Here is a 26,880-nt window from a genome sequence, read left to right on the forward strand (position 1 = left end):
ATTTGAATGTGCGGCTGCCGCGGGGCGGGCCCGCGAGGCTCCGGGCCGGGAGGCCCGGAGCTCGATGGAAAAGGCCTACTCGACGGGCTTAACGGTGTCCGTCGGCGGCTTCAGGTTGCCCCAGAAAGCGGGGTTGTCGACATTCTCCTTGGTGATCGCCGCGCCTGGGATCTTGATGTTCGGGCCCCAGGCTTCTTTGGTCACCACCGACTTCAGGCCGAGCACGTCGTACTCGCCGGGGTTGATCTCCTGCTTGTTGACGACCTTGTCCATGAACATGGCGACGGCCGCGGCCTGGGCGTAGAGCGGCTGTTCGACTTCGACGTTGAGCCAACCCTTGCGGATCAGGTCGAGGCCGACCGGCGCGCCGTTCGAGCTCATCATCATCACATCGCCCGGCTTCTTACCGGCGGCCTCCAGCGAGGCAACGCCCGCGACCGAAAGATGCGCAGCGTGGCTGAAGATCAGGTCGATGTCGGGATTGGCCAAGATCTGGTCGGCGACGATGGTGCCGGCGTTGCTCGCCTCCCACTGCATGGCGGGCAGCGAGATGATCTTGACGTCCGGAAACGCCTTCATCTTCTCCTCGAAACCCTTCTGGATGTCGAGCGTGTAGGGATCGCCGGGATCGCCGAGCACCTGCAGGATCTTGCCCTTGACCGAGCCATGCTTGGCCTTCAGCAGCGCTTCGGCCTGCTCCGCCGCAATGTGGCCGATCTCGACCGTGCCGGCGACCGATGTGAAGTCGGACGGCGTGGCGGTGATTTGGCGGTCGAACTCGACCACAGGGATGCCGGCCGCGCGGGCGGCTTCAACGGATGGCTTCAACGCATTGAAATCGACCGCGGCGAGGATGATCGCCTTCGGCTTAAGCGCAATCACGTCGTTCATCTGCGATTGCTGAGCGTCGGTCTTGTTGTCGGCGTTCAGCGTCTTCATCTCGTAGCCGACCTGTTTCAGAAACAGTTCCAGCGCGCTCACCGAGCCGGTCTGGAATTCGTCGAGCAAGGTCGGCACCAGGTAGTAGACGGTACCCTTGGACTGGGCGAATGCCGGCGTGAGCGTGGCAATGGCCAGGGCCAGGATACCGAAGACAGAAAGTAGCATTCGCTTCATGTCGTTCGCTCCTCTTTTCGCCGGACCCCTCATTTGTCCCTCAGCCCGCCGGTCCGGCACCGGCGAGCGTTTCCCCGGTGATCATGTTGATCACCGCATCGGGACTTGTCTTGTTGCGGGCAACGTCGCCCGCCACGACGCCCTGGCGGATCACCACGATCCGGTCGGCGACCTGGAAGGCCTGCTGCATGATGTGGGTGATGATGACGACGCCGATGCCTTGGCTCGCCACCTTGCGGATCATGTCGAGGCCGCGGCGCGTCTGCTCGACGCCGAGCGCGGCGAAGGGCTCGTCGAGCAGCACCAGCTTGCCGCCCCAATGAACGAAACGGTTGAGCTCGATCGCCTGCCGCTGGCCGCCCGAGAGATGCTCGACCTTGGTGCGCAGCGAGGGAATGCGAGTGCCGGCATTGGCCAGCGCCTTCGCCACTACTGACTCCATCGCGCGCTCGTCGAGCACCGGAACGCCCAGCACCCTGCGGGTGATCTCGCGGCCCATGAAGAAGTTGGCCACCACGTCGACATTGGTGCAGAGCGAGAGGTCCTGGTAGACGGTCTCGATGCCGGCGGCCTTGGCCTCGGCGGGGGTTTTGGCGAGGAACTCCTTGCCTTCGAACAGCATGCGACCCGAGGTCGGCTCGAGTCCGCCGGCGATGATCTTGACCAGCGTCGACTTGCCGGCGCCGTTGTCGCCGAGCAGCGCCACCACCTCGCCGCGCGCGATCGAGAAGCTGATGCCCCTCAGCGCCCGGATGGCGCCGTAATTCTTGGTGACGTTGTCGAGGACCAGCAGGGGTTCGCTCATGCCGCGATGTCTCCGCCGTTCAGAAGGTCGCCTTCGCGCTGCCGCTTGGCGGTGAAGATCTGGCCGAAGCGTGGCGAAAGCACGCCGGAAACGGCAAGTGCCGCGGCGCCGCGCAACACGGCATGCTGCCCGCCCTGCGCCACGAGGATGCGCGGCGCGGCGCGATCCTTGCGAGCCGAAACCGAATTGTGCAGCGGCTCCGCCAATGCAGCCAGGCGTTCGAGCAACTGAGGCGAGGCGAGGCCCCCAAGCACGATCGTCTCGGGATCGAAAAGATTTTCAATCACGGCGATGGCATTGCGGAAGATCGGAGCGACTTCAGCCACCCATCCGGCGTCGTTGCCGTTCCAGCGGCCGCGCGCCTCGAGCGACAGATAGCGTTCGAGGCAGCCCCGGTTGCCGCAGGGGCAAAACTCGCCTTCCGGAACGACGGGGATGTGTCCGATCTCGCCGGCATTGCCCCAGGCCCCGCGCAGCACGCCGCCGTCATGCACCATGGCGCCGCCAAGCCCGACGCTGAAGTAGAGATAGTAGTAGTCGGAACGCTGGAGGCCGAGGCCGTAGAGGCGTTCCCCCATGGCCGCCGCCGCCATATCGGTCTCGAAGAAGGCGGGCAGGCCCGTCGCGGCGGCAAGGCGCTCGCGCAACGGCACGCCTTTCCAGCCGGCCATTGTGGTCGGTCCGACGAAGCTCATGGACTCGACGCCGAACGGGCCGGGAAGCGCCATGCCGACGCCGATGACCCGTCCTCCGGCGCGGCGCCCGGTCAGATCGGCAACCATGGCGCCGATCGCCTCGAAGGCGAGATCGGGTGTCGGGCTCGGCGCTTCGCGATGGACGCTCTCGATCACGTCGCCGCTCAGGTTGATGAGTGCGGCGTCTATCCCCAGCGGGGTGAGGTGGATGCCGACGGCATAGCCGCCTTCCGGGTTGATGCGCAGCGTGGCCGGCGGCTGGCCGCGGCCCTTCGGTTCCTCGCGGACCGACAGTATGTAAGCCTGTTCCTCCAACTCGCGCACGATGGTCGAGACCGTCTGAACGGTGAGCCCGACGTGCTGCGCGATGTCGCCGCGGGCGATCGGACCGAAGCGGCGGATGGATTCGAGCACGATGCGCCGGTTGTATGGCCGCCCGAACTCCTGATTGGTTCCCCGCAACGCCATGGCTTGCGCTCCTGACGGACACAAGGTTCGCAGAGAAGATTTATTCAGTCAAATGGAATTCAAAAATAATTTGCCCGGCTCCCGAGGAGAGCAACTTTCCCTGCGGCCCCCGCGCTTGCCACCCGGACAATGTGCGGAAAGCTAGTATCTGATGACGCGACGCTCGATCAGCACGACGATGCAGAAAAGCGCGATCGACAGCGACGACGACAGCACGATCGCGGCGTAGAGCCGGTCGGATTGATAGTTGAACGTCGCCTGGATGATCAGCGCGCCGAGGCCTTTGTCCGAGCCGATCCATTCGCCGACGATGGCGCCGATCACCGCAGTGGCCGAGGCGATGCGCAGCGAGGAGAACAGCATCGGCAGGGCGCGGGGCAGGCGCAGAGCCCAGAAGATCTCCGAGCGTGTCGCCGACAGCACGCGGAACAGCTCGTGCTCGTTGTCGCTAGCCGAATCCAGGCCCCGGATCATGTTCACCAGGGTCGGGAAGAAGCAGATCACCGCGGCGATGACGATCTTTGGCGTCATGCCGAGGCCGAAGATCAGGATGATGATCGGCGACAGCGCCAGGATCGGAATGGTGTTGAAGAACAGGACGATCGGGAAATAGGCGGCCTGCAGGATGCGGCTGTGCACGAAGACCACGGCAAGCAGCACGGCGGCGAGATTGCCGATGACGAAGCCCGCCAGCGCCTCGATCAGCGTCGGTCTGAGATTGTCGATGAGCAGGGCGAAATTCTTCTGGAAGACGCCGAAGATCGCCGTCGGCGTCGGCACGATATAGGCCGGCACGCCGAGCAGCGGCAGGAGATACTGCCAGGCAATCAGGATCGACGCCGCGCCCAGAACCGGAAGTGCAATCGCCATTTGCGGGGCAAGCGGCGCCGGTCTCACGATGCGCGCTCCAGCGCTGCACGCAACTCGGCCATGGCGCCGACGATCGCCGCATCCTCGCGCTTGCAGCGGTTGCCTTCCTGCTTGAAGGACCGCAGGTCGAGGTCCTTCACCACCCGTCCCGGATTGGCAGCCAGCACAATGACGCGCTCGCCGAGATAGGCGGCTTCGGCGATCGAATGGGTGACGAAAAGGATCGTTGTGCCGGTGCGCCGCCAGAGCGTCAGCAATTCGTCGTTGAGGCGATCGCGCGTGATCTCGTCCAGCGCGCCGAACGGCTCGTCCATCAGAAGCAGCCTGGGCTCGCCAAGCAGGGCGCGCGCGATGGCGACGCGCTGGCGCTGGCCCCCCGAAAGCTGATGCGGCAGGCGTTCACCGAGTCCGCCAAGCCCCATCAGCTCCAGCAGTTCGCTGCTGCGGTCATCGATCTTGCGTGTGAGGCTGCGCTGGCCGACGCCGAGCGGCAGGCGCACATTGTCGCGCACCGTGCGCCAGGGCAGCAGGGTGGAATCCTGGAAGACGAAGCCGACGTCGCGGCGCGAGCGCACCGCGTGCGGTGTGGCCCCAAGCACGCTGATCGTGCCGTCCAGCGGGTCGAGCAGGTCCGCCACCACGCGAAGTAAGGTCGACTTGCCGCAGCCCGACGGGCCGAGGATCGACAGGAAGGAGCCGGCCGCGACCGTGAGGTCGAGGCCGGACAGCACCTTGACGACCTTCTGCCGGCCGCCATAGCCGACATCGAGCTTCTGCGCTTCGATGGCGTTCGGCATCAGGCCGCGGGCGCGTCGAGCTTGGGCCGGTCCGCGGCCGAAAGCTCCAGGATCTTCGTGGTGTAGACATCTTTGGCGGCCGGGCGTCCGTTCGGGTACTGGCCGACCTTGTCGAGCAGCGTCAATTGCTCCTCGATGGAGGCAGGGTCGAACGTGCCCCAGCCATCTTTGGCGGTCGCGCCGTCGAAGGAGAGTTTCAGCACCAGGTTGACGGTCTTCTCTTCCCAGCCGAGATCCATCTCCGGATACGCGGCGACCATCTTCTTCACCGCTTCCTGGGGGTTGGCGTGAACCCAGCCCCAGCCCTTGCCGACCGCGCCGACGAACTTCGCCAGTGTGTCGGGGTCCTTCTCGATCGCCGCGTCGGTCGCGAAATAGACGTCGGCGTAGGAAGCGAGGCCGAGGTCGCGCACCAGGAGATCGATGCGGTCCTCGCCGACCGCGCTCAGCGCCTGGGTGTTGGTGATCCAGCCGCCGATGGCGTCGACGTCGCCGCGCACCAGAGGCGCCTTGTCGAAGCCGACATTGACGATGGTGACTTCCGAGGGGTCGATACCGTTCTTGGCCAGGATCTCATCGATGACGAAGCGCGCGGTCGGCTGGATGCCGATCTTCTTGCCCTTGAGGTCGGCAACATTGCGGATTGGCTTTCCCGGTTTCGAGGTCAGCGCATAGGGGCCGGTGCGGAAGCCGCAGGCGATGATTCTGATCGGCACGCCGCTGGCGCGCGCCGCATAAAGCTGCGGCGTTTCCGAGAACTGGCCGAGCTGCGCGGCGCCGGAGATCACCGGCGGCACGGTCGAGGCATTGGGGCCGCCAGGGCTGAACTCCACCTCGAGCCCGGCATCCTTGAAATAGCCGTTGGCGACGGCCGCGATGTCACCGATCTGGCCATTGGACATCAGCCAGTCATACTGGATGACGACCTTGCCGGCGGCCCTGGCGCCCGGCGTCAACACCAATTGCATACCGGCTGACGCGGCTGCGACCGCTGCGAGGCCGCCCTTCACGAAAGCGCGGCGGTTCAATTCGTAGTCTTGGTTCCCACTCATTTTTCGCTCCTGTTGCAGACTTCTTGTCTCTTCTTTCCAAGCGCCGCTCCCTCGGCGCGGCGTCGCTACGGCTGTTGGTCGTGGTAGTCGCCAGGGCCGCCGTCGAGCCAGGCGTAAAGCTCCCAAAGCGTGTCGTCCGGATCGGTGAAATAGGCGCAGCGCGCATTCCAGACGTAGTTTTCGGGCGGTCCATAGAAGGGCACGCCCTTGGCGCTCAATTCGCCGTGCAGCCGGTCGATCTCGGCCGGCGATCCGAGCTGGACGGCGACGCAAACCTTGTGCGCTTGGCGCGGCGATCTCTGGTTCGAGACGCCGGTGTGTCGGTTGATGTGGTCGAGCTCCCAGGCGGCGAGCGTCACGCCCTCGCCATGGAAATCGGCAAACCCTTCGGCACGCCGACGCAGCCGGAAGCCGAGTTTCCCGACATAGAAGTCGACCGTACGCTCGATATTTTCCACCAGCAGGCAGACGTCGGAGATGCGGGTGAGGTTGGCCGGCATGATTATTTCGTCCCGCCGGTCTTGGAGAGTGGCAGCTTCACGCCGACGCGGTTCGCAGCGCCGATGATGTGCGTACGCATTGCTGCTTCTGCCGCCGCCGGATCGCCCGCCACTAGCGCCTCATAGATGCGCACATGTTCGCCGACATTGATCTCGACGAGATCGTGCAGCGGGTTGGTTAAGCGGGCATAGTGGATCGACTGGCGGATCTGCTCGCAGACAAAAGAGATGAAGGTGTGGATGTAGCTGTTGCCGGTCGCCCGCGCGATCTCGCGGTGGAATAGCAGGTCGGCGTCGATGCTGCCTTCTTCCCAGCGCTCCTCGCCGCCCATGCGGTCGAGCGCCGCCTTGATCGAATCGAGATGCTCCTGCCCGCGCCGCGCCGCGGCGAGCGCCGCCGACTCGGCCTCGAGGATGCAACGCAGCTCGAACAGCCGCTCCATATTGTGGGTGTCCTTGAGCGCCTCGCGGTCGATGCGGATCGCCGCCCTTTGCTGGGGCGCCAGCACGAAGGCGCCGATGCCTTGCCGCGCCTCGATCATGCCGTCCGCCCTCAACTGGGCAATCGCCTCGCGCACCACATTGCGGCTGACGCCGAACTTCTCGGAAAGCTCCTGCTCGGTCGGCAGCCGCGCGCCGGGATTCAACTCGCCGGATTCGATCTCGCGGCTGAGGAAGGCCGCGACCCGGTGCGGCAGGGTCTCGACGGTGCCGATGGCGGCCAGTCTCTGCTTCATAAAAAACGCTCCGTCGAGGGCAGCAGGCAGCCGGGGTTCATCACCCCTTTAGGGTCGAGCGCAGTCTTCAGCGCGGCAGCCATGCGGCGATGCGCCGGCGAAAGCCCGGCCCAGAATTCTCGGGCACGGCTGCGGCCGATGCCGTGCTCGGCGCTGATCGAGCCGCCGAGCCTGACGGCGATGTCGTAGAGTCCCGCCGTGATTTCCTCGCCGCGCGCCCGGGCTTCGCCATCAGCGAGATCGAGCGGCGGCAGCACATTGAAATGGATGTTGCCGTCGCCGGCATGGCCATAGGCCAGTGCAATCCAGCCCGGATGTTCGGTGGCGACGAAGCGGCGGGCGCGCTCGACAAGGGCAGGGATATCGGAAATGCGCACCGAGAGATCGGTGCGCACGTGGTAGCCGCGCTTCGCCTGGCCCTCGACCAGTCCCTCGCGGATCGCCCAGAAGGCCTTAGCCTGCGCGTTGCTGGTCGCGAGGACTGCGTCGGCTACCAGGCCGCCTTCGAGTGCATCGGTTAGAAAACTGGCGAGCACGCCGTTGAGGTCGATGGTCGGTCCGGAGGACAATTCGATCAGCGCATGGACGGGTGCTGCGACAGGCGCCGTCATTCCAGGATCGACCAGCCGGGCCAAATCGATGCATTCCGAGCCGATGATCTCGAAGGCGGAAATCAGATCGGAGCAGGCGCGTCGCGCTCGGTTGAAGAGGCCGATGGCCGCTTCGAACGAGATGAGGCCGAGATAGGCGGTCTCGACACGGGCAGGCTTCGGGAACAGCTTGACCTCCACACCGGTAATGATGCCGAGCGTGCCCTCGGAGCCGATGAACAGCTGCTTCAGGTCATAACCGCTGTTGTTCTTGCGCAGCCCGGAAAAGCCGTTCCACAGCTCGCCATCGGCCAGAACAACCTCCAGCCCCAGGATCAGGTCGCGCGCCATGCCGTAGCGCAGCACGTTGACGCCGCCGGCATTGGTCGCGGCATTGCCGCCGATCTGGCAACTGCCTTGTGCGCCGAGCGCCAGTGGGAACAGGCAATCTTCGGCCTCGCTTGCCTCTTTGATCGTCTGCAGCACGCAGCCTGCGTCCGCCTGAAGTGTGAAGTTCGCGCGATCGATCCGGCGGATGGCGTTCAGCCGCTCCAGGCTGACGACTACACCGCCGGTGGTGGTGCCATCGATGGCGCCCGAAACCAAGCCGGTGTTGCCGCCCTGTGGAATGACGCCGAGTCCCAACTCGCTGCACAGACGCATCAGCACCTGCACCTCCGCAACCGACGCGGGGCGCAGTACGGCCAGCGCGCTGCCTCGATAGTCGCCGGCCCAATCGCCGAGATACTTCGCCATTCCAGCAGTGTCGGCAGTGAGACCGCTCGGCCCCACTGCGTCTTCGAGGACGCTGAGGATATCCGGTGAGAGGCTGCGAACGGTCATCAGCGGCGCAATCGGTGAGGCGATAGGGTGATGTATATCATCCTACAACTTGGATTGAGTCAATCCGAAGCGAGGCGCTGCCCAGGCAAAACGGTGGATAAATCTGGAGGGACCTCGGGTCGGCCGCGAGGCGTGCGCTAAATGTACTGCGCGACCTTCTTGCCGACGGCGAGGAAGCGCAGCGGGTCGACCGCCTCGCCGTTGTGGCGCACCTCGTAGTGGAGATGCGGACCGGTCGAGCGGCCGCTGCTGCCGGTCTTGCCGATCACGTCGCCGGCGGCGAGCTTCTGGCCGACAGTCACGTCGATCTCGCTGAGGTGGCCATAGCGCGTCGCAAAGCCGTTGCCGTGGTCGACCTCGACCATGCGGCCGTAGCCGCCGTTCCAGCCGGCCTTGGTGACGACGCCGGCAGCGGTGACCTTCGCCGGCATGCCGATCGGCGCCCTGAAATCCATTCCCGTATGCAGGGCGGCCGTGCCGAGGATCGGGTCGGTGCGCACTCCGAACGGGCTGGTCACAGTATGACCCGGCGCGGGATTGCTGAGCGGCAGCTTGCGCGCCTCTTTCTTGACTTGATCCAGCGCATCAAGCGCTTCATCCAGCTCTTTGACTTTGCTGTCGAAGATCATTGAGGAATCGAGCGGCACCAGCGGCCCGCCGACATCGTTCTTGTCGAGCTCCGTGTCGACCGGCAGCCCGGCGGCTTGCAGTGCCTGCGAGATCGCGTCCGCGTTGCGATAAGCGTTGTCCGCAAGCGTGGTGATGCGGGTGAGCTGCTGGTTCTCGATGGCCTTGAGCGAAGCGTTGATCGACACGAAGAGCTTGTCGGCGCGATCCGCTGACGTTTCGTTGTCGAGCGGGTCCGAGCGTGTCGACCACAGGGAGAATGGCCTCGTGTCGCCGGCGCCCAACGACGCGACGGAGTAGGTCGGGACCTGCGAAAGGCCGCCGGTGATCTCGGCGTGCTCGTCGGGTTTCGTCGCTGCGGCATTGGCTGCGGCGGGCACATCGCCGACCTCGCTCTCGGCGCGTTCGAGGATCGGCCCGAGCCGGCCGTGGCGCTGGCTGAGCTGGGTCTGCCTGGCCAGCAACTCGCCGACCTTGGTCTCCATGAGCTGCTGGTCGAGAAGCTGGCGGCTGGTGATGCGATCGACCTGGGCGCGAAGCGCGGAGATGCGATCCTCATAGGCCTGCTGCATGCGCGCCTGCCTGGCCGTGGTGGCGCCGATCAGGTCATCGCGCAGCACCAGGTAGGAGGTGGCGAGCAGATAGCCGATGGCGATCGCCGCAAGCGCCGACCCGATGAAGGCGGCGAGCCACGGGCGGATGGTGAAATGCCGGATCTCGTTGCCCCGGGCGATAATGACCGTATGGGGCTCCTTGCGCCTGCCGAAGACCGCTGACTGACCGTTTGAATTCACGGGACCAAGCTTTCGTTACGACTCCAACGACAGCTCGATTACACATTATTAGGGTTAACAAAGCTTTGCTGGCCCCGATGTCGGCATAACCAAATCCCGCAACGCGGGTGGCAGGTTGCAGGGAAGGAGGCCAGCAAAATCGCGGAAGCTTTTGGTCTGCCCCGCTTCAGAGCGCGCGCACCGCCTCCAGCACCTCTTCGGCATGGCCCTTGACGCGCACCTTGCGCCAGATGCGGGCGATGCGTCCGTCCTGGCCGATCAGGAAGGTGGCGCGCTCGACACCCATGTACTTGCGGCCGTACATCGTCTTCTCGACCCACAGATGATAGGCCTCGATCGCCTTGCGCTGCTCGTCGGCGACGAGATCGAGGGTGAGATCGTATTTCGCCTTGAATTTGTCGTGTTTCTTGACGCTATCGGGGGACAGCCCGATGACCACGGCGCCGGCCTTCTCGAATTCCGGCTTCAGCTGCGAGAAGCCGATCGCCTCGTTGGTGCAGCTTGTGGTGTCGTCCTGCGGATAAAAGTAGAGTACGACAGGTTTTCCCCGGATCGCGGCGAGGCTGAGGGAGCCGCCGCCGTCGCGCGGAAGATCGAATTGCGGCGCAACGTCGCCCACGTCGAGTTCAGCCATGTCGATGCCCTTGTTTGCGGTTACGCGCGGATCGAGCATCGATATAACGTGAGGCGGGGATTCGTCCACGACGAGTACGTTTACAACGGAATATTGCTTGGATCAGGAGCAACCGCAGCACGAGAAGATCAGGTTCAGGCGTGACGAGATCACCGACCTGGCGGCCTTTCCGTCCGCGTGCAGCGTGCCGCCGCTCGGCCGTGCTTCGGTGCGCCGGCGCTTCCGCATCCTCGGTCGGGTGTTCGCCGGGCTCTGCGCGCTGGTGCTTCTGGCGGCAATTGGCGTCTATGTGCTTGGCACGTCAGGCATCGGCACCGAGCGACTTCGCGCCGAAGCCGAGACGGCCATCGAGAAGCTCGCTGGCGTCGATCTCAACGTCACCGTTGGGCCGGCGCGGTTGACGCTCGATGGGTCGAGCTTCGTCGCTCTGCAGGTCAGCGACGTCAGCTTGAAGACGGCCGACGGCAAGCCGATGGCCGATGTCGGGCGCGTCCGCTTCGGCATGCGCCTGCTGCCGCTGCTATCCGGCGAGGTCAAGCTCACCAGCGCCCGGTTCTCCGATGCTCGCATCATGGTCGCCGCCATGCCGTCCGGGAGCGGTGATTGGACTGCGGCTTTGCGCAACGAGGATGGCCTGGTCGATCCGGAGAAAGTATCGGCGGCGGTGTTTGGCGGCGTCAACGCGGCGCTGGATACGGTGCGCGCGGAATCGATGCGCCAGATCGACCTCCGCAACGTCGAGTTCGAATTGCCGCCGGGCGGATCGGTCAGGCGTGTGACCGTCGCCGAGGCCACTGTTGGGCAGACGGGCACAGGCAGCATGGAACTGTCTTCAAATGCCGATGTCGACGGCCGGCATGTCAGCCTGAGCGCCTCCGCGGCGCGCGATCCGAGCGCCAGGCGGATAGCATCGCTGGACGCCGCCGTCGCGATAGCCGACGTCGGCGTAGCGCCCGCTCAGGGAAGCTCCAGCGGCGGGAACTTCGCCGCCCAGGGCGGCAAGCTTGGTTCTGTTGCGCTGAAGCTTTCGGGCGCCGAGGCGTCCGGCGACACGCCGTCGCGGCTGACGGCGTCGCTGTCGCTCGGCGGCTCGGTGCTCGATCTCGGCTCGCGCGGGCTGCTGCCGGCCGACGTCGATGCCAGGGCCACATTGGTCGCGGGATCAAACAAGGTCTCGGTCGACAAATTGCTGATCAGGACCGGCCGCTCGACATTCGATTTCTCAGGCTCGATCGGGCCGAAACCGGCAGCCGCGGGCGAGGAGCCGTCCTACCGCTATGACCTTGTCAGCGACGGCTCGACGCTCGCGCCTTCGGAATCGCCGGAGCCGGCGCTTCAGTTTCTTGCCCGGGTCGCCGGCGTCTACCAGACCAAGAGCCGCAAGCTCGTCGCCGAGCAGATCGGCGTCCGCTCCGGGGGTTCGAGCGACGTGCTGGGCACGGCGTCGCTCGCCTTCATCGACAATGGCCCGCCGGGTGTGTCGCTGTCGCTCAATGTACACGACATGCCGGTTTCGCATGTGAAGCAGTTGTGGCCCTGGTTCTCTGCCCGCAACGCGCGGCTTTGGGTGCTGGACAACCTGTTCGGCGGCCGTGTGGTCGACGCCAACCTGCAGTTCCAGGTCGTTCCTGGGCGGCTCGGCAACGGCGTTCCGCTTTCCGGCGACGAGGTGTTCGGCCGCTTCCAAGTCGAGGGCTCGCGCTTCGATACTGCGGGGCGCATTCCGCCGATCCGCGATGCGGTCGGTGTCGTTGCCTTCCACGGCAACGATGTCGATATCACGCTGTCCTCGGGCAGCGTTTTTATGCCGAGCGGCCGCACCGTGGCGGCAAGCGGGGGCACACTGACGATCAAGCAGGCGAATGTTTCGCCCGTGATCGGCTCTCTCGACATCGATGTCGCCGGCGAAGCCCCGGCGATCGCCGAACTCGCCTCCTTTGAGCCGATCAACGCCATGCGCCATGTCGGGCTTGCGCCTGAGGATTTGAGCGGCACCGTCACCGGGCATGTGCGGGCCGACATTCCGCTGACTTCCGGCGTCGATACCTCGAGGCTCGACTGGCTGGTGGCGCTGGACTACCAGGATCTTTCCTTAGCCAAGCCGTTCGAGGACCAGATGGTGACCGAGGCCGACGGGTCGATCACCGTGAGCCCCGACCGTGCGGTGATATCGGCCAAGGCGAAGCTGAACGGCATTCCGGCCGAGCTCGACCTGGTCGAGCCGCTCGAGGACAGTGGCCCGCCGCGCAGCCGTAAGGTCGCGCTGGTGATCGACGACAAGACGCGCGCTGCAGCAATGCCCGGCCTGTCGCCGCTGCTTTCCGGAACCATCAAGGTGGCGATCGACAAGAGCGGCGAGGGTGTCCAGAACGTGTCGGCCGACCTGACCAACGCAAGGCTCGACATCCCCTGGGCAGGATGGAGCAAGGGTGCCGGCATTCCGGCCAAGGTCACCTTCACGATGGCAAAGTCCGGCAGCACGACCACGCTGTCCGACTTCGATCTCGATGGGAAGAGCTTTTCGATCGACGGCGACGTGATACTGGTCAACGGGGCGCTGTCCTCGGCCCGCTTCAGCAAGGTCGCGCTCAACAGGGGAGACGACGTCGCGGTCTCGGTCAAACGGTCGGGCAAAAGCTATGCGGTCAATGTCAGCGGCGACTCTCTCGACGCCCGCTCGCTGATCAAACAGTTCACCTCAGACGTTGATACAGCCACAAAAGGCGCCGGCGCCGACGCGATCTCGGTCAGCGCCGACGTGAAGTCGCTGACCGGCTTTCACGACGAGGTGCTGTCGAACCTCAAGCTGAATTACAGCGCTGCCGGCTCCCGGGTGAATGGTCTCGATGTCAGTGCGACGGCGAGTTCGGGTGCCGCCATTGCCGTCCGAAACACCACCGGCGACGGCGGCCGGTCCCTCAGGATGAAATCGGCCGATGCCGGCGCTATCCTGCGCTTCCTCAACATTTACGAGCATATGGAGGGCGGAGCCATCACGCTGTCGCTGGCGGGCGACGCCGACGGGCCAATGAAGGGCCAGGTCGACGCCAGCAATTTCTATGTCGTCAACGAGCCGAAGCTTGCGTCGATCGTGTCGACCAGGCCGGCCGGCGATACGCGCAGCCTCAACCAGGCGGTCAAGGCCAACATCGACACCTCAAGGGTGCAGTTCGAGCGCGGCTATGCCGAGATCGACAAAGGCTCCGGCTATCTCAGACTGGCAAACGGTCTGTTGCGCGGTCCGCGCATCGGCACCACCTTCCAGGGCACGCTCTACGACCAGGACAACAATATGGACATGACCGGCACCTTCATGCCGGTCTATGGGCTGAATCGCATCTTCGGCGAACTGCCGCTGTTCGGCCCGCTGCTCGGCAACGGCCGCGACCGCGGCCTGATCGGCGTCACCTACCGGCTGCGCGGCAACGCCAACAAGCCGACGCTCAACATCAATCCGCTGTCGGTGGTGGCGCCGGGAATTTTTCGCTCAATCTTCGAATATCGGTGATCAGCCCGACTAAATCGGCCGCACCAGAACGTGCTTCTTCCTGCCGAACGAGAGCTTCACCACACCTTCCGCGCCCAGGTCCTCAAGCGTCACCACGCGCCGGTCGTCGGTCACCACCTGGTCGTTGAGGCGCACGGCACCGCCCTGGACATGCCGGCGCGCTTCGCCATTGGAGCCGGCGAGCCCGGCGGTGACGAACAGCGACAGGATGCCGATGCCGGCCTCGAGATCAGCCTTGGCGACGTCGATGCTGGGCAGCGTGTCGGCGAGCGCGCCTTCCTCGAAAGTCTTGCGCGCGGTCTCTGCAGCCGTTTCGGCCGCCTCGCGGCCATGCAGCATGGCGGTGATCTCGGTGGCGAGAATCTTCTTCGCCTCGTTGATCTCCGAGCCGCCGAGCTTTTCGAGCCGCGCGACCTCGGCGAGCGGCAGTGTCGTGTAGAGCTTCAGGAAGCGCCCGACATCGGCATCCTCGGTGTTGCGCCAGTACTGCCAGAACTCGTAAGGCGACAGCATATCGCCGTCGAGCCAGACAGCGCCGGAGGCCGACTTGCCCATCTTGGCGCCCGACGAGGTGGTGAGCAGCGGCGTCGTCATCGCAAACAGCTGCACGCCTTCCATGCGATGACCGAGATCGATGCCGTTGACGATGTTGCCCCACTGGTCGGAGCCGCCCATCTGCAGCCGGCAGCCGACGCGCTTGTAGAGCTCGACGAAGTCGTAAGCCTGCAGGATCATGTAGTTGAACTCGAGGAACGACAGCGACTGCTCGCGGTCGAGCCTGAGCTTCACGGAATCGAAGGCCAGCATGCGGTTTACGGAGAAATGCCGGCCGACATCGCGCAGGAAACTGACGTAGTTGATCTCCATCAGCCAATCGGCATTGTTAACCATCACCGCGTCGCCCGCGCCGCTGCCGAATTTGAGATAAGGCGCGAAATTGCGGCGGATGCCGACGAGATTGCTCTCAATGTCCCCAGGCGTCAGCAGCTTGCGCGCCTCGTCCTTGAAAGAAGGATCGCCGATCATCGAGGTGCCGCCGCCCATCAGCGCGATCGGCCGGTGGCCGGCCTGCTGCAGCCAGTGAAGCATCATGATCTGGATCAGCGATCCGGCATGCAGGCTCTTCGCCGTCGCATCGAAGCCGATATAAGCGCTCACCGTTTCCTTGGCGAAAAGCTGGTCGAGGCCGGTTTCATCCGAAATCTGGTGGATGAAGCCGCGCTCGCTCATGATGCGCAGGAAATCGGACTTGAAGGCGGACATCTTTTCTTCCCGGAGATCGCACGGCATTTGGCCGAGCTTGACGTGAAGGGGCGCGTTTAGCATCCAAGCGCGATCAGCAAAAGTGGTTTCCGGTTTTGCGTAGGATCGCGCTTCAAGAGGCAAACAGGTGATCAGCAAAAGTGGTTTCCGGTTTGCGTGGGATCGCGCTTCAACGGGCAAATGGGCGATCAGCGAAAGTGGCTTGGGGCTTTGCCTGCTATCGCCGCATCCTTGCTTCGCCTCTTTTGCTGGCGTAATGAGGCGCCCGCGCAAGGGCAGCACGCCCCGACACGCCGCGACGGGGCTATCCCGCAGATCAGATCGGACAAGCTCCCGCGATGAACAGGAACTATCTCCTCCTCTTTCTGTTCAGCATCCTGATGACCGTCAGCGGGCTGGCAAGCCTGCCGCCGATCGACCGCGACGAATCCCGCTTCGTCCAGTCGACCAAGCAGATGGTCGAGACCGGCGACTACATCGACATCCGCCTGCAGGATGTGACGCGCTACAAGAAACCGATCGGCATCTATTGGCTGCAATCGGCGGCTGTCGCATTGAGCGGTGAGGGGGCCGAAGCGCCGATCTGGGTTTATCGACTGGTTTCGATGCTCGGCATCGCGCTCGCCGTCGTGGGCATCGGCTGGACCGGTACAAAACTCTTCGGCGCCAATGCCGGCCTTGCCGCCGGCCTGATGATGGCCGCCATCTTCGCCACCGCCTTCGAAGGCCGCGACGCCAAGACCGACGCCATGTTGCTCGCCTGCTGCGTGGCCGCGCAAGGCGCGCTGGCGCAGGTCTATCTGGCCGCGCGCCGCAAGGAGCCGGTTGCCGGCCACCTGCCATGGATCTTCTGGATCGCGCAGGGTCTGGGTATTCTGATCAAGGGTCCGGTCGCTCCGCTGTTGTCGCTGCTGACGGCCGGCGCGCTGTTCGCCTTCGAACGCGACTGGCGCTGGCTTTTGAAGCTGAAGCTGGTGCGCGGCGTCGCAATCGTGCTCGTCATCGTGCTGCCCTGGATCATCCTCATCAGCTGGAAGAGCGGCGGCGCCTTCTTCCAGGAGGCGGTCGGCAAGGACATGCTGAACAAGGTGGCGCAAGGCGAGGAATCGCATGGCCTGCCGCCGGGCTTCTATATGCTCACCTATTCGCTGTTCATGTGGCCTTTCGGCCTGATCGCGGTCGGTGCCGGGCTGCAGGCCATCAACCGCTTCTGGGACGACCCGCGCCTGCGCTTCTGTCTCGCCTGGTATATCCCCTTCTGGCTGGTGTTCGAGGCGATCCCGACCAAGCTGCCGCATTATGTGCTGCCGGCCTATCCCGGCATGGCGCTGCTGATCGGCTGGCTGCTCACCTTGCCGGAGGACAAGGCCAATGCGCCGCTCAAGCGCTGGCAGAACTGGCTGTGGTGGTCGACCGCCTTCGGCGTCGTCGTCGTGTCGATCGGGCTAGCCGCAGTATGCATAGGCGCGCCGCTCTATCTCGCAAAAGCCTTTTCCTGGTGGAGCATTCCGGCGGCGATCGCCGCGCTCGTGACCGGCTATCTGGCTTTCCCGCGCCAATTGCAGGTGCCGCTCGAACGCATCGCGGCGATCGCGATCGGCGCGGGCGTAACGTTCAGCCTGCTGTTCGGCGTGATTGCGCCGTCGCTGAGGCCGATCTGGCTGAGCCCGGCCATCAGGGCAGCCGTCGATGCCAACCGTCCTTGCGACACCACGGTGCTCGCCTCGTCCCCCTATCACGAGCCGAGCCTGGTGTTCCTGGTCGGGACCAAGACCGTGCTGACCGACGTCGATGGCGTGGCAAGGCACCTGCTGGCCGATCCGACCTGTGCGCTGGGACTGGCGCCGGTCAAGGAGGAGCAAAAGCTCAACGAGCTGCTTGCCGGGCAGGGCAAGTCGGCGAAGCGACTGACCGAGATCGACGGGCTCAACTATTCGTCAGGAGACAAGCTGGCGCTCGGCCTTTATCGAGTGGCCCAGTGAGGAATAATGTCGGAGCTCGAAGACCCCTATAGAGCCATGTCCGCCGTTTCTCTTTACCGCCGTTCGCTCGGCAACTTCCTCGACACGACGCGCATCGTGCAGCGGCGTTTTGCAGTGCGTCCCGCGCGCTATCCCGAGATTCCCTGGCTCGTCTGGGTCTCTGCATGGCTTCTGCTGGCCATAGCCATTGGCCTCACCCTGGACAGCGCCGCCGGCAGGATGCGCGGCGGGTGGACGCCAGGCTTCGTCCGTTTCACCGACTTCTTAACGGATTTCGGCCTGGGCGGCTGGTATCTCATCCCCGCGGTTCTCTGCCTCGTCGCCGCCAACCTGACGGACTGGCGACGGCTTTCCAGGTCGTCGCGTCTGCTCGTCTACAATTGGACCTGCTTCGCTTTCCTGGTGCTTTGCGCGGTTGGTCTTTCCGGGCTGGCCGTCAACTTACTGAAATACGGCATCGGCCGGGCCCGGCCGCTCTATTTCAACGATTACGGGGTGCTGTCGCTGCATCCCTTCGCCATGGATGCGCGCTTCGCCGGCTTTCCGTCCGGCCATGCCACGACGATGGGGGCGGTGTTCGGCGTCCTCTTGCTGCTGTTTCCAAGGCGCTGGCACATCGCGCTTGCGGCCACGGCCTTGATCGCTTCGACGCGCGTCTTCGTCGGCGCGCATTATCCGAGCGACACAGTGGCCGGCTTTGGGCTCGGCCTTGCCTTTGCGATCGCCGCAGGGCTGGTCTTCGCGCGGCTCGGTTTCATCTTCCGACGGCCGTCGTCGACCAGACCCGTGCCCAAGCGCACGTTCCGGCTGCTGTCTTCCAGCGGATCCAAGGACAAAACATCGCTGGCGAGGCGGAGCCGCGAGCAATTGTCGGCTGACCGCCCGTAGAGCTATTTGGTCTAAGGATCGCCCGAAATCTACCTCAGCCGCTTCGGCCGTGGATCGGCGAGCTCGCCGGCCAGCCGCCGGTCGAGGTAGTCGGCGCATTCGTCGATCAGCAGTTCGGCGTGGTTGGCGAAGAAATGGTTGGCGCCGGAGATAGTCTTCTGCGTGATGGTTATGCCCTTTTGCGTGTGCAGCTTGTCGACCAGCGTCTGGACGTCCTTGGGCGGCGCCACCTTATCGGCATCGCCATGGATGATGAGGCCGGACGACGGGCAGGGTGCCAGGAACGAAAAATCGTAGGTGTTGGGCTGCGGGGCGACCGAGATGAAGCCCTCGATCTCGGGCCGGCGCATGAGCAGCTGCATGCCGATCCATGAGCCGAAGGAATAGCCCGCGACCCAGCAGCTCTTGGAATCCGGATGCAGCGACTGCACCCAGTCGAGCGCAGCGGCCGCGTCCGACAATTCGCCGGTACCGTGGTCGAACTCGCCCTGGCTGCGGCCGATGCCGCGGAAATTGAAGCGAAGCGTGGTGAAATCGCGCTTCTGGAACATGTAGAAGAGGTCGTAGACGATCTTGTTGTTCATCGTGCCGCCGAATTGCGGGTGCGGATGCAGCACAATGGCGATCGGCGCGCTCTTTTCCTTGGAAGGCTGGTAACGGCCCTCCAGGCGACCAGCCGGACCGGCGAAAATGACCTCAGGCATAAAATACTCCACGTGGCATACGAAGGCGCGAGCCCGGACTCTTCCTTTGGCCCATTCTGTGGCCTTGACGCCGGGCAAGCGTCTTCCTAGAAGCTAGTTTAGAATTGTTCAAAACTGGGTGCCGAGAACGCATTTTCTCGGCCGCCCGCGCCGCAAGCCGGGTAAATAGGACGGCTCGCCTTGCAATTTCAAGGAAATAACGCGCTGTCCTCGCGGAATGGCTGCTGACAGGATCGACTGAAGGAAAATGGCCGCAACTCGCGCCTATCTCGACTACAACGCCAGCGCACCTCTCATGGCAGAGGCGCGGTCGGCGGCGGTCGCGGCGCTCGATGCCGCCAATCCGTCGTCGGTTCACAGCGAGGGCCGCGCGGCGCGGCGGCTGATCGAGGATGCCAGGCGTGACGTGGCAGGGCTGGTCAATGCCAGGCCCGAGCACGTCGTGTTCACCTCCGGCGCGACGGAGGCCGCATCGACGCTGCTTGCTCCCGACTGGCAGATGGGGCGCGGCTCTGTCCGCATCAGCCACCTCTATGTCTCGGCCGCCGATCATCCCTGCATTCTGAATGGCGGGCGGTTCTCGGCGCCGCAGGTGACGAGGATCGGCGTCGATCGAGACGGCATTGCCGATCTCGAGGCGCTGACTACGGCGCTCTCCGCGCATGACAAGGCTGCCGGCCTGCCGCTGGTGGCGATCCATGCCGCCAACAACGAGACGGGGGTGATCCAGCCGATCGGACGCATCGCCGAGATCGTCAAGGAAGCGGGCGGCGTGCTGGTCGTCGATGCCGTGCAGGCGGCAGGACGGATTCCGATCGACATGTCAGCCGGTTATGCCGATCATCTGATCCTTTCCTCGCACAAGATCGGCGGCCCGAAGGGCGTCGGCGCCATCGTCGCCCGGGCCGATCTGATGATGCCGAAGCCGCTGATCAAAGGCGGCGGCCAGGAAAAGGGCCATCGCGCCGGCACGGAGAATCTTCCCGGCATTGCCGGTTTTGGTGCCGCGGCGCGGGCAGCACTCGCCGGCCTGGAAGACATGGAAGCGGTCGCGCGCCGTCGCGACAAGGTCGAAGCCATCGTCCGGGAGCTCGTCCCTGATACGGAAATCTTTGGAGCGGCAGCGCCAAGGCTTGCCAATACGACATTCTTCGCTATTCCCGGCGTCAAGGCCGAGACGGCGCAGATCGCCTTCGATCTCGCCGGTGTTGCGCTGTCGGCCGGTTCCGCCTGCTCGTCGGGGAAAGTCGGGCCAAGCCATGTGCTGAAGGCGATGGGCCACGGCGAGAGCCTTGGCGCCTTGCGCGTCTCGATTGGCCGCGCCACCGGCGCCGAGGAGATCGAGGCGTTCCGGGCGGCTCTGGCGGGCATAGCCGCGCGTCGGGCTGGAAAAGAAAAGGCTGCCTGACGGCGGCAGGGCATCGGACAAGAGATCCCGGGCGGCTCTTGAAATCCGGTGTTCGAAAGACGAATTCAGGCCATCCGGCCTGGTAAAGCCGTGCGTTTCGTTTGGACGGGTGAATTTCCGGCCGGAACGCACTATATGGAGCTTACTCCGCAGCCGAGTCCTTCCCGGGGCGCGTTTCTGCGGTGCCATAGTTTGAAAACTGCCGGGCCTTGACCCCGGCGTGGATGGAGAACGCTTATGCCTGCTGTGCAGGAGACGATCGATCGAGTCCGAAAGATCGACGTCGACCAGTATAAATATGGATTCCAGACAGAGATCGAGATGGACAAGGCCCCCAAGGGCCTGAGCGAAGACATCATTCGCTTGATCTCTGAGAAGAAGGGCGAGCCGGACTGGATGCTGGAATGGCGTCTGGGCGCCTATAGGCGCTGGCTGACGCTGGAAGAGCCGACCTGGGCGCGCGTCCACTATCCGAAGATCGACTTCCAGGACATCCACTATTACGCGGCGCCGAAGAGCACGCCGGGACCGAAGTCGCTGGACGAGGTCGATCCCGAATTGCTCAAGGTCTACGAGAAGCTTGGCATTCCTTTGAAGGAGCAGGAGATCCTCGCCGGCGTGCAGAAGACCGACGCTTCGGAGCTGGAGGAGGCCAACGACAACGTCTACAAGTCCGGCCGCGTCGCGGTCGACGCCGTGTTCGATTCCGTCTCGGTCGTCACCACCTTCAAGAAGGAGCTGGCTCAGGCCGGCGTCATCTTCTGCTCGATTTCGGAAGCGATCCGCGAGCACCCTGAACTGGTGCAGAAATATCTGGGCTCGGTCGTGCCCACTTCCGACAATTTCTACGCCACGCTGAACTCGGCCGTGTTCACCGACGGCTCCTTCGTCTTCGTGCCGAAGGGCGTGCGCTGCCCGATGGAGCTGTCGACCTATTTCCGCATCAACGAGAAGAATACCGGCCAGTTCGAGCGCACGCTGATCATCGCCGAGGAGGGGGCCTATGTGTCCTATCTCGAAGGCTGCACGGCGCCGCAGCGCGACGAGAACCAGCTGCATGCCGCGGTGGTCGAGCTGATTGCGCTCGACGATGCCGAGATCAAATATTCGACGGTGCAGAACTGGTATCCGGGCGACGCCGAGGGCAAGGGCGGCATCTATAATTTCGTCACCAAGCGCGGCGACTGCCGCGGCCACCGTTCGAAGATCTCGTGGACGCAGGTCGAGACCGGCTCGGCGATCACCTGGAAATATCCGAGCTGCATCCTTCGCGGCGACGATTCCAGCGGCGAGTTCTATTCGATCGCGGTTTCGAACGGCTATCAGCAGGTCGACAGCGGCACCAAGATGATCCATCTCGGCAAGAACACGTCGAGCCGCATCATCTCCAAGGGTATTGCCGCCGGCTTCTCGCAGAACACCTATCGCGGCCAAGTCTCGGCGCACCGCAAGGCGACCAACGCCCGCAACTTCACCAACTGCGATTCGCTGCTGATCGGCGACCAGTGCGGCGCGCACACCGTGCCCTACATGGAAGCCAAGAACGCGACGGCGAAGTTCGAGCACGAGGCGACGACGTCGAAGATATCCGAGGACCAGAAGTTCTACGTGATGCAGCGCGGCATCCCCGAGGAAGAGGCGATCGCGCTGATCGTCAACGGCTTTGTCAAGGACGTCATCCAACAGCTGCCGATGGAGTTCGCCGTAGAGGCGCAGAAGCTGATCGGCATCAGCCTCGAGGGTTCGGTCGGCTGACCGCAGAAGATATTCAGGAAAAAAATATGCTTGAGATCAAGAATTTGCATGCCCGCATCGTCGAGGACGGCACGGAGATCATCCGTGGCCTGAACCTGACGGTCAAAGCCGGCGAGGTCGCCGCCATCATGGGCCCGAACGGTTCGGGCAAGTCGACGCTGTCCTACATCCTCGCCGGCCGCGAGGACTACGAGGTCACCGAAGGCGACATCCTCTATAACGGCCAGTCGATCCTCGAAATGGATCCGGCCGAACGTGCTACCGCCGGCATCTTCCTTGCCTTCCAGTATCCGATGGAGATACCGGGCGTCGCGACCATGGAATTCCTGAAAGTGGCCATGAACGAGCAGCGCAAGGCGCGCGGCGAGGAGCCCCTGAAGGTTCCGGAATTCCTGAAGCGCGTGAAGGACGCCGCCGCTTCGCTCAACATGGACATGAACATGCTGAAGCGGCCGCTCAATGTCGGCTTCTCCGGCGGCGAAAAGAAGCGCGCCGAGATCCTGCAGATGAAGCTGCTCGAGCCGAAGCTCTGCGTGCTCGACGAGACCGATTCAGGCCTCGACATCGACGCCCTCAAGATCGTCGCCGATGGCGTCAACGCGCTGCGCTCGCCCGAACGCGCGATCGTCGTCATCACCCACTACCAGCGCCTGCTCGAGCACATCGTGCCGGACAGCGTGCACGTGCTCTACAAGGGCCAGGTCATCAAGTCTGGCGACAAGTCGCTTGCGCTCGATCTTGAAACCAACGGCTATGCCGGCGTGATCGGGCAAGCCGCGTGAGATGGGGCCAAGTGAGGCAAGAGCAATGAACATGCACGCACAGCCCCAGCGGACATTGGCCGAAACGGCGCTGATCGACGCCTTCGGCGAGCGGCTATCGCTGCTGCCCGGCGACGGCGCAGTGATGGTCAAGCGCGACGACGCGATCGAGGCGATCAAGCACGGCCTGCCGACGCGCCGCGTCGAATCCTGGCACTATACGGACCTGCGCCGGCTGCTGACCTCGGTGCCGGTCTTCGAGGCCGGGGACATCGCAAAGGCGCTCGATCCGGTCCTCGACGGTTCGGCCGTTCTGCCGGTGCTGAACGGTGTTTCGAGCGCCAAGGCGCCTGCGATCGAAGGCGTCACGGTGCAGCGCCTGTCGGAGAAGCTCACCGACGGCAGTGTCGCGCCGGGGCTCGATCGCTATGGCGCCGATGACGCAATCGGCGCGCTGAACACGGCCTTCGTCGCCGACGGCTATTTCGTCGATATCGCCGACGGCACCGAGCTGGAAAAGCCGATCGAGCTGCAGAACCTGCAGGGCGGCGGCCAGACGCATGTGCGGCTCCTGGCACGTGTCGGTGCCGGCGCCAAGGCAATCATCGTCGAGCGCCAGACGGGCGAGGGCGGCGAAGCCGCGCTCGTCAGTTCGGTCAGCCAGCTCGTGGTCGGCGACGGTGCCGAGGTGACCTGGCTGATCGTGCAGGAGCAGCCGGACACGGCGACGCACCTTGCTCAGTTCAAGGCGCATATCGGGAAGGACGCGAAGCTGACGCTGTTCGTGATGAACGCCGGCGGCAAGCTGGTGCGCCAGGAAGTCGTGGTCAGGACGACTGGTGAGGGCGCCGATTTCAAGCTGCGCGGCATCAACCTTCTGGCCGGCGACACGCATACCGACACCACCATGGTGCTCGACCATGCCGTGCCGCACACCGCTTCAACCGAAGTGATCCGCAACGTTGTGACCGGCAAGGCGCGGGGTGTCTTCCAGGGTCGCATCAACGTCCACCAATACGCGCAGAAGACCAACGCTAAGATGGCGTGCAACACGCTGCTCCTGTCGGACGAGGGTGAGTTCTCGACCAAGCCGGAACTGGAAATCTTCGCCGACGACGTCGTCTGCGGTCACGGCGCGACGGTCACCGAGATCGACCACAACCATCTGTTCTATCTGATGGCGCGCGGCATTGACGAGAAAGCGGCTCGCGGCCTTCTGGTGAAGGCTTTCGTCGCCGAAGTGATCGAGGAACTGGACGACGAGGCGCTAGTCGATGCGCTCGAAGCGCGGCTCGACGCCTGGTTTTCGACGCACGGATAGCGCTTTCCCCTTCTCCTACTTGGGAGAAGGTGAATTGGCGCGGAGCGCCAAGACGGATGAGGGGTGCTGGACGGAGTGAGGCGAAGCCTCGAAAGACCTTGTGATGGACCAGAAGATCGAAACCGCTCCCTACGACGTCGAGGCGATCCGCCGCGACTTCCCGATCCTGTCGCGGCAGGTCTATGGCAAGCCGCTGGTCTATCTCGACAACGGCGCCTCGGCGCAGAAGCCGCAGGTGGTGCTCGACACGATCCAGCACGCCTATTCCCAGGACTACGCCAATGTCCATCGCGGCCTGCATTTCCTGTCGAACGCCGCGACCGATGCTTATGAGAAAGCACGCGAGACGGTACGCCGCTTCCTCAATGCGCCGAGCACCGACAACATCGTCTTCACCTCCAACACCACCTCGGCGATCAACACGGTCGCCTATGGCTACGGCATGCCGAGGATCGGCGAGGGCGACGAGATCGTGCTCTCGATCATGGAGCACCACTCCAACATCGTGCCCTGGCATTTCATCCGCGAGCGGCAGGGCGCGAAGCTTGTCTGGGTGCCCGTCGACGATCTCGGCGCCTTCCATATCGAGGAATTCGAGAAGCGGCTGACGAACCGCACAAAACTCGTCGCCATCACCCACATGTCGAACGCGCTGGGCACGGTGACGCCGATCAAGGAGATCGTGCGCATCGCGCATCCGCGTGGAATTCCCGTGCTCGTCGACGGCAGCCAGAGCGCTGTGCATATGCCGATCGACGTGCAGGACCTCGATTGCGACTTCTTCGTCTTCACCGGCCACAAGGTTTACGGTCCGTCCGGCATCGGCGTGCTCTACGGCAAGAAGCACATGCTGGAAGCGATGCGGCCCTTCATGGGTGGCGGCGAGATGATCGAGGAGGTGACGGAAGACATCGTCACCTACAACGAGCCGCCGCACCGTTTCGAGGCCGGCACGCCGCCGATCGTGCAGGCGATCGGGCTGGGCGCCGCGCTCGAATATATGGAAAAGGTCGGCCGCGAGCGCATCGCGGCGCATGAGGCGGACCTCAAGAATTACGCGCACGAGCGGCTGCGCGCCATCAATTCGCTGCGCATCTTCGGCGACGCGCCCGGCAAGGGCGCCATCATCTCGTTCGAATTGCAGGGCATCCACGCCCATGACGTGTCGATGCTTATAGACAGGCAAGGCGTCGCGGTCCGCGCCGGCACGCATTGCGCCCAGCCGCTGTTGAAACGCTTCGGCGTAACCTCCACATGCAGGGCATCGTTCGGCATGTATAACACCAGGGCCGAAGTCGACGCTTTGGCCGATGCGCTGGAAAAGGCGCGAAAGTTCTTCGGGTGACGACCATGGAAGATGCGAGCACCACCGCAGAGACCGCGCCGGAAACGGCCGGTAACGGCCTCGTCTCGGCCTCGGCGATCCCCGCCGATGAGCTGGCGAGGCTGACCGACGATATCGTCTCGGCGCTGAAGACGGTCTACGATCCGGAAATCCCGGCCGACATCTACGAGCTCGGCCTCGTCTACAGGATCGACATCGAGGACGACCGGACGGTCAAGATCGACATGACGCTGACCGCGCCGGGCTGCCCGGTGGCCGGCGAAATGCCGGGCTGGGTCGAGAACGCCGTCGGCGCCGTGGAGGGGGTTTCGGGCGTCGAGGTCAACATGGTGTTCGACCCGCCTTGGACACCCGACCGGATGTCGGAAGAGGCGCAGGTCGCGGTTGGATGGTACTAGCCAGCGACCCCACTAAGGTTGGCTGGCTTGCAGCAAAGGTGAAACTTCACCATCTTAAAGGCAGACTCATTCCGCGGGCCTTGAACCCGCGCGAACGTGGAGAATGACATGGGACGCTTCGCCGTCATCACGATGACCAACAAGGCCGCGGACCGCGTGCGTGAGATCGTCGCTACGCGCGACAACGCGCATGGGATCCGCCTTGGCATCAAGAAGGGCGGCTGCGCCGGGATGGAATACACGGTCGATCTGGTCACCGAGCCGAACCCCAAGGACGATCATATCGAGCGCGACGGCGCGCACGTCTATGTCGCGCCGGAAGCGGCGCTTTTCCTGCTCGGAACCGAGATGGATTTCGAGCAGACGACGCTGCGAACCGGCTTCACCTTCAGGAACCCGAACCAGAGCTCGGCCTGCGGCTGCGGCGAATCCGTCGAGCTGAAGCCGGCCGATCTCAAGGCGCTGGCGGAGGCGCGCGCTTCAAGCGCTGCTTAGGTGAGCGCCGAGGCATATCGCTGGCGATGTGCCTGCTGTGACCAGGAGTTCACCGGACTTCCCACCGATATAGCCTTTGGCGCACCGGTGAATCCAGACGCGCTTGACGAGGTAGCTCGGTCGACTTTCCGCAGGAACGACGATTTTTGCGTGGTGAGCTACGCCACGGGGCAAACAGACCGCTTCATTCGTTGCCTGCTGCCCTTGCCGGTACCTCAGTTGTCCGAAGAGTTCTGTTTCGGTGTTTGGATGTCGGTCTCGGAAAGAAGCTGGAATGTCTATCGAGCCGGGTATGATAGCGGCCAATATGAGGACGAGCTCTGCTTCGGGTATTTGATGCACGACATTCCTGAGTATCCGAGCTCGATGCACCTGCATGCCAATGTTGTGTTTCAGCCCGGCAATCTGCGTCCCAGGGTTTTTCTGCATGATGCAGACCACCCCTTGGTCGCCGCGCAGCGCGAAGGGGTAGATGTGAGGCAGATCGAGCGCTGGGTTGCGCTAACCCATCGCTCTTAGATTCA

At 64.1% G+C, this 26,880-nt stretch carries 24 protein-coding genes; 11 read left to right on the forward strand and 13 right to left on the reverse strand.

Annotation, left to right across the window (positions count from 1 at the left end; translation table 11 throughout):
- Positions 1 to 75: 75 nt before the first annotated feature.
- The 11 genes from A9K66_RS23330 to A9K66_RS23380 form a co-directional block, all read right to left on the reverse strand.
- Positions 76 to 1,116, reverse strand: coding sequence for a sugar ABC transporter substrate-binding protein (locus tag A9K66_RS23330; protein ID WP_067328250.1), 1,041 nt, complete (start codon positions 1,114 to 1,116; stop codon positions 76 to 78).
- Positions 1,117 to 1,156: 40 nt separating this feature from the next.
- Positions 1,157 to 1,921 (reverse strand): ATP-binding cassette domain-containing protein, encoded by a 765-nt coding sequence (locus A9K66_RS23335; RefSeq protein ID WP_067328253.1) that lies wholly within the window; start codon positions 1,919 to 1,921, stop codon positions 1,157 to 1,159.
- Complete coding sequence (locus A9K66_RS23340) at positions 1,918 to 3,084, reverse strand: ROK family transcriptional regulator (protein WP_067328255.1); 1,167 nt, start codon at positions 3,082 to 3,084, stop codon at positions 1,918 to 1,920. The genes A9K66_RS23335 and A9K66_RS23340 overlap by 4 nt, the downstream gene beginning before the upstream one ends.
- A 141-nt stretch (positions 3,085 to 3,225) precedes the next feature.
- Positions 3,226 to 3,981, reverse strand: a complete 756-nt coding sequence (locus A9K66_RS23345) for an ABC transporter permease (protein ID WP_067328257.1) — start codon at positions 3,979 to 3,981, stop codon at positions 3,226 to 3,228.
- A complete protein-coding gene (locus tag A9K66_RS23350; protein ID WP_067328259.1) occupies positions 3,978 to 4,751 on the reverse strand; it encodes an ATP-binding cassette domain-containing protein in 774 nt (257 codons plus the stop codon). The genes A9K66_RS23345 and A9K66_RS23350 overlap by 4 nt, the downstream gene beginning before the upstream one ends.
- Entirely contained in the window at positions 4,751 to 5,803 is a 1,053-nt protein-coding gene (locus A9K66_RS23355) for an ABC transporter substrate-binding protein (protein ID WP_176477644.1), read from the reverse strand. The genes A9K66_RS23350 and A9K66_RS23355 overlap by 1 nt, the downstream gene beginning before the upstream one ends.
- Before the next feature lie 65 nt (positions 5,804 to 5,868).
- Positions 5,869 to 6,303, reverse strand: coding sequence for a VOC family protein (locus A9K66_RS23360; RefSeq protein WP_067328264.1), 435 nt, complete (start codon positions 6,301 to 6,303; stop codon positions 5,869 to 5,871).
- 2 nt (positions 6,304 to 6,305) lie between these two features.
- Complete coding sequence (locus A9K66_RS23365) at positions 6,306 to 7,040, reverse strand: FadR/GntR family transcriptional regulator (RefSeq protein WP_067328267.1); 735 nt, start codon at positions 7,038 to 7,040, stop codon at positions 6,306 to 6,308.
- Complete coding sequence (locus A9K66_RS23370) at positions 7,037 to 8,473, reverse strand: FAD-binding oxidoreductase (protein ID WP_067328269.1); 1,437 nt, start codon at positions 8,471 to 8,473, stop codon at positions 7,037 to 7,039. Before A9K66_RS23370 ends, A9K66_RS23365 begins: the two co-directional genes overlap by 4 nt.
- A gap of 137 nt (positions 8,474 to 8,610) precedes the next feature.
- Positions 8,611 to 9,894, reverse strand: a complete 1,284-nt coding sequence (locus tag A9K66_RS23375; RefSeq protein ID WP_067328271.1) for a M23 family metallopeptidase — start codon at positions 9,892 to 9,894, stop codon at positions 8,611 to 8,613.
- A 166-nt stretch (positions 9,895 to 10,060) separates the two neighbouring features.
- Complete coding sequence (locus A9K66_RS23380) at positions 10,061 to 10,528, reverse strand: peroxiredoxin (protein ID WP_067328452.1); 468 nt, start codon at positions 10,526 to 10,528, stop codon at positions 10,061 to 10,063.
- A 97-nt stretch (positions 10,529 to 10,625) separates the two neighbouring features.
- Here A9K66_RS23380 and A9K66_RS23385 point away from each other — a divergent pair, with 97 nt between their 5' ends.
- Positions 10,626 to 14,036 carry a DUF3971 domain-containing protein gene (locus A9K66_RS23385; protein WP_067328272.1) on the forward strand — a complete coding sequence of 1,137 codons (3,411 nt, stop codon included), beginning with the start codon at positions 10,626 to 10,628 and terminating at the stop codon, positions 14,034 to 14,036.
- 9 nt (positions 14,037 to 14,045) lie between these two features.
- On the opposite strand, the gene tyrS is transcribed toward A9K66_RS23385, so the two are convergent.
- On the reverse strand, positions 14,046 to 15,299 hold the full coding sequence (gene tyrS / locus A9K66_RS23390) for a tyrosine--tRNA ligase (protein ID WP_067328454.1): 1,254 nt from the start codon (positions 15,297 to 15,299) through the stop codon (positions 14,046 to 14,048).
- Positions 15,300 to 15,637: 338 nt separating this feature from the next.
- Between tyrS and A9K66_RS23395 the strand changes: the two genes are divergently transcribed.
- Both A9K66_RS23395 and A9K66_RS23400 read left to right on the forward strand, forming a co-directional pair.
- On the forward strand, positions 15,638 to 17,281 hold the full coding sequence (locus tag A9K66_RS23395) for a glycosyltransferase family 39 protein (protein ID WP_067328273.1): 1,644 nt from the start codon (positions 15,638 to 15,640) through the stop codon (positions 17,279 to 17,281).
- 6 nt (positions 17,282 to 17,287) lie between these two features.
- Positions 17,288 to 18,169, forward strand: a complete 882-nt coding sequence (locus A9K66_RS23400) for a phosphatase PAP2 family protein (RefSeq protein WP_197507510.1) — start codon at positions 17,288 to 17,290, stop codon at positions 18,167 to 18,169.
- A 29-nt stretch (positions 18,170 to 18,198) separates the two neighbouring features.
- Here A9K66_RS23400 and A9K66_RS23405 read toward each other — a convergent pair whose 3' ends face one another.
- The gene (locus tag A9K66_RS23405; RefSeq protein ID WP_066995082.1) at positions 18,199 to 18,873 is read right to left on the reverse strand and encodes an alpha/beta hydrolase; all 675 of its coding nucleotides are present in this window, start codon (positions 18,871 to 18,873) and stop codon (positions 18,199 to 18,201) included.
- Positions 18,874 to 19,120: 247 nt separating this feature from the next.
- Here A9K66_RS23405 and A9K66_RS23410 point away from each other — a divergent pair, with 247 nt between their 5' ends.
- The 8 genes from A9K66_RS23410 (at position 19,121) to A9K66_RS23445 (ending at position 26,875) form a co-directional block, all read left to right on the forward strand.
- Complete coding sequence (locus tag A9K66_RS23410) at positions 19,121 to 20,281, forward strand: cysteine desulfurase family protein (protein ID WP_067328278.1); 1,161 nt, start codon at positions 19,121 to 19,123, stop codon at positions 20,279 to 20,281.
- 237 nt (positions 20,282 to 20,518) lie between these two features.
- On the forward strand, positions 20,519 to 22,036 hold the full coding sequence (gene sufB, locus A9K66_RS23415; RefSeq protein ID WP_067328280.1) for a Fe-S cluster assembly protein SufB: 1,518 nt from the start codon (positions 20,519 to 20,521) through the stop codon (positions 22,034 to 22,036).
- Positions 22,037 to 22,062: 26 nt separating this feature from the next.
- Positions 22,063 to 22,818, forward strand: coding sequence for a Fe-S cluster assembly ATPase SufC (gene sufC / locus A9K66_RS23420; RefSeq protein WP_066995090.1), 756 nt, complete (start codon positions 22,063 to 22,065; stop codon positions 22,816 to 22,818).
- Positions 22,819 to 22,843: 25 nt separating this feature from the next.
- On the forward strand, positions 22,844 to 24,118 hold the full coding sequence (gene sufD / locus A9K66_RS23425; RefSeq protein WP_067328283.1) for a Fe-S cluster assembly protein SufD: 1,275 nt from the start codon (positions 22,844 to 22,846) through the stop codon (positions 24,116 to 24,118).
- Positions 24,119 to 24,221: 103 nt separating this feature from the next.
- Positions 24,222 to 25,463 (forward strand): cysteine desulfurase, encoded by a 1,242-nt coding sequence (locus tag A9K66_RS23430; protein WP_067328285.1) that lies wholly within the window; start codon positions 24,222 to 24,224, stop codon positions 25,461 to 25,463.
- A gap of 5 nt (positions 25,464 to 25,468) precedes the next feature.
- A complete protein-coding gene (locus A9K66_RS23435; RefSeq protein ID WP_066995299.1) occupies positions 25,469 to 25,861 on the forward strand; it encodes an SUF system Fe-S cluster assembly protein in 393 nt (130 codons plus the stop codon).
- Between the two features lie 108 nt (positions 25,862 to 25,969).
- The gene (gene sufA, locus A9K66_RS23440; protein WP_067328457.1) at positions 25,970 to 26,356 is read left to right on the forward strand and encodes a Fe-S cluster assembly scaffold SufA; all 387 of its coding nucleotides are present in this window, start codon (positions 25,970 to 25,972) and stop codon (positions 26,354 to 26,356) included.
- Complete coding sequence (locus A9K66_RS23445) at positions 26,357 to 26,875, forward strand: DUF2199 domain-containing protein (protein WP_082954037.1); 519 nt, start codon at positions 26,357 to 26,359, stop codon at positions 26,873 to 26,875.
- The last annotated feature ends 5 nt before the right edge of the window (positions 26,876 to 26,880 follow it).

The organism is Mesorhizobium sp. AA23, from assembly GCF_001672435.1.
GTDB lineage: Bacteria > Pseudomonadota > Alphaproteobacteria > Rhizobiales > Rhizobiaceae > Mesorhizobium.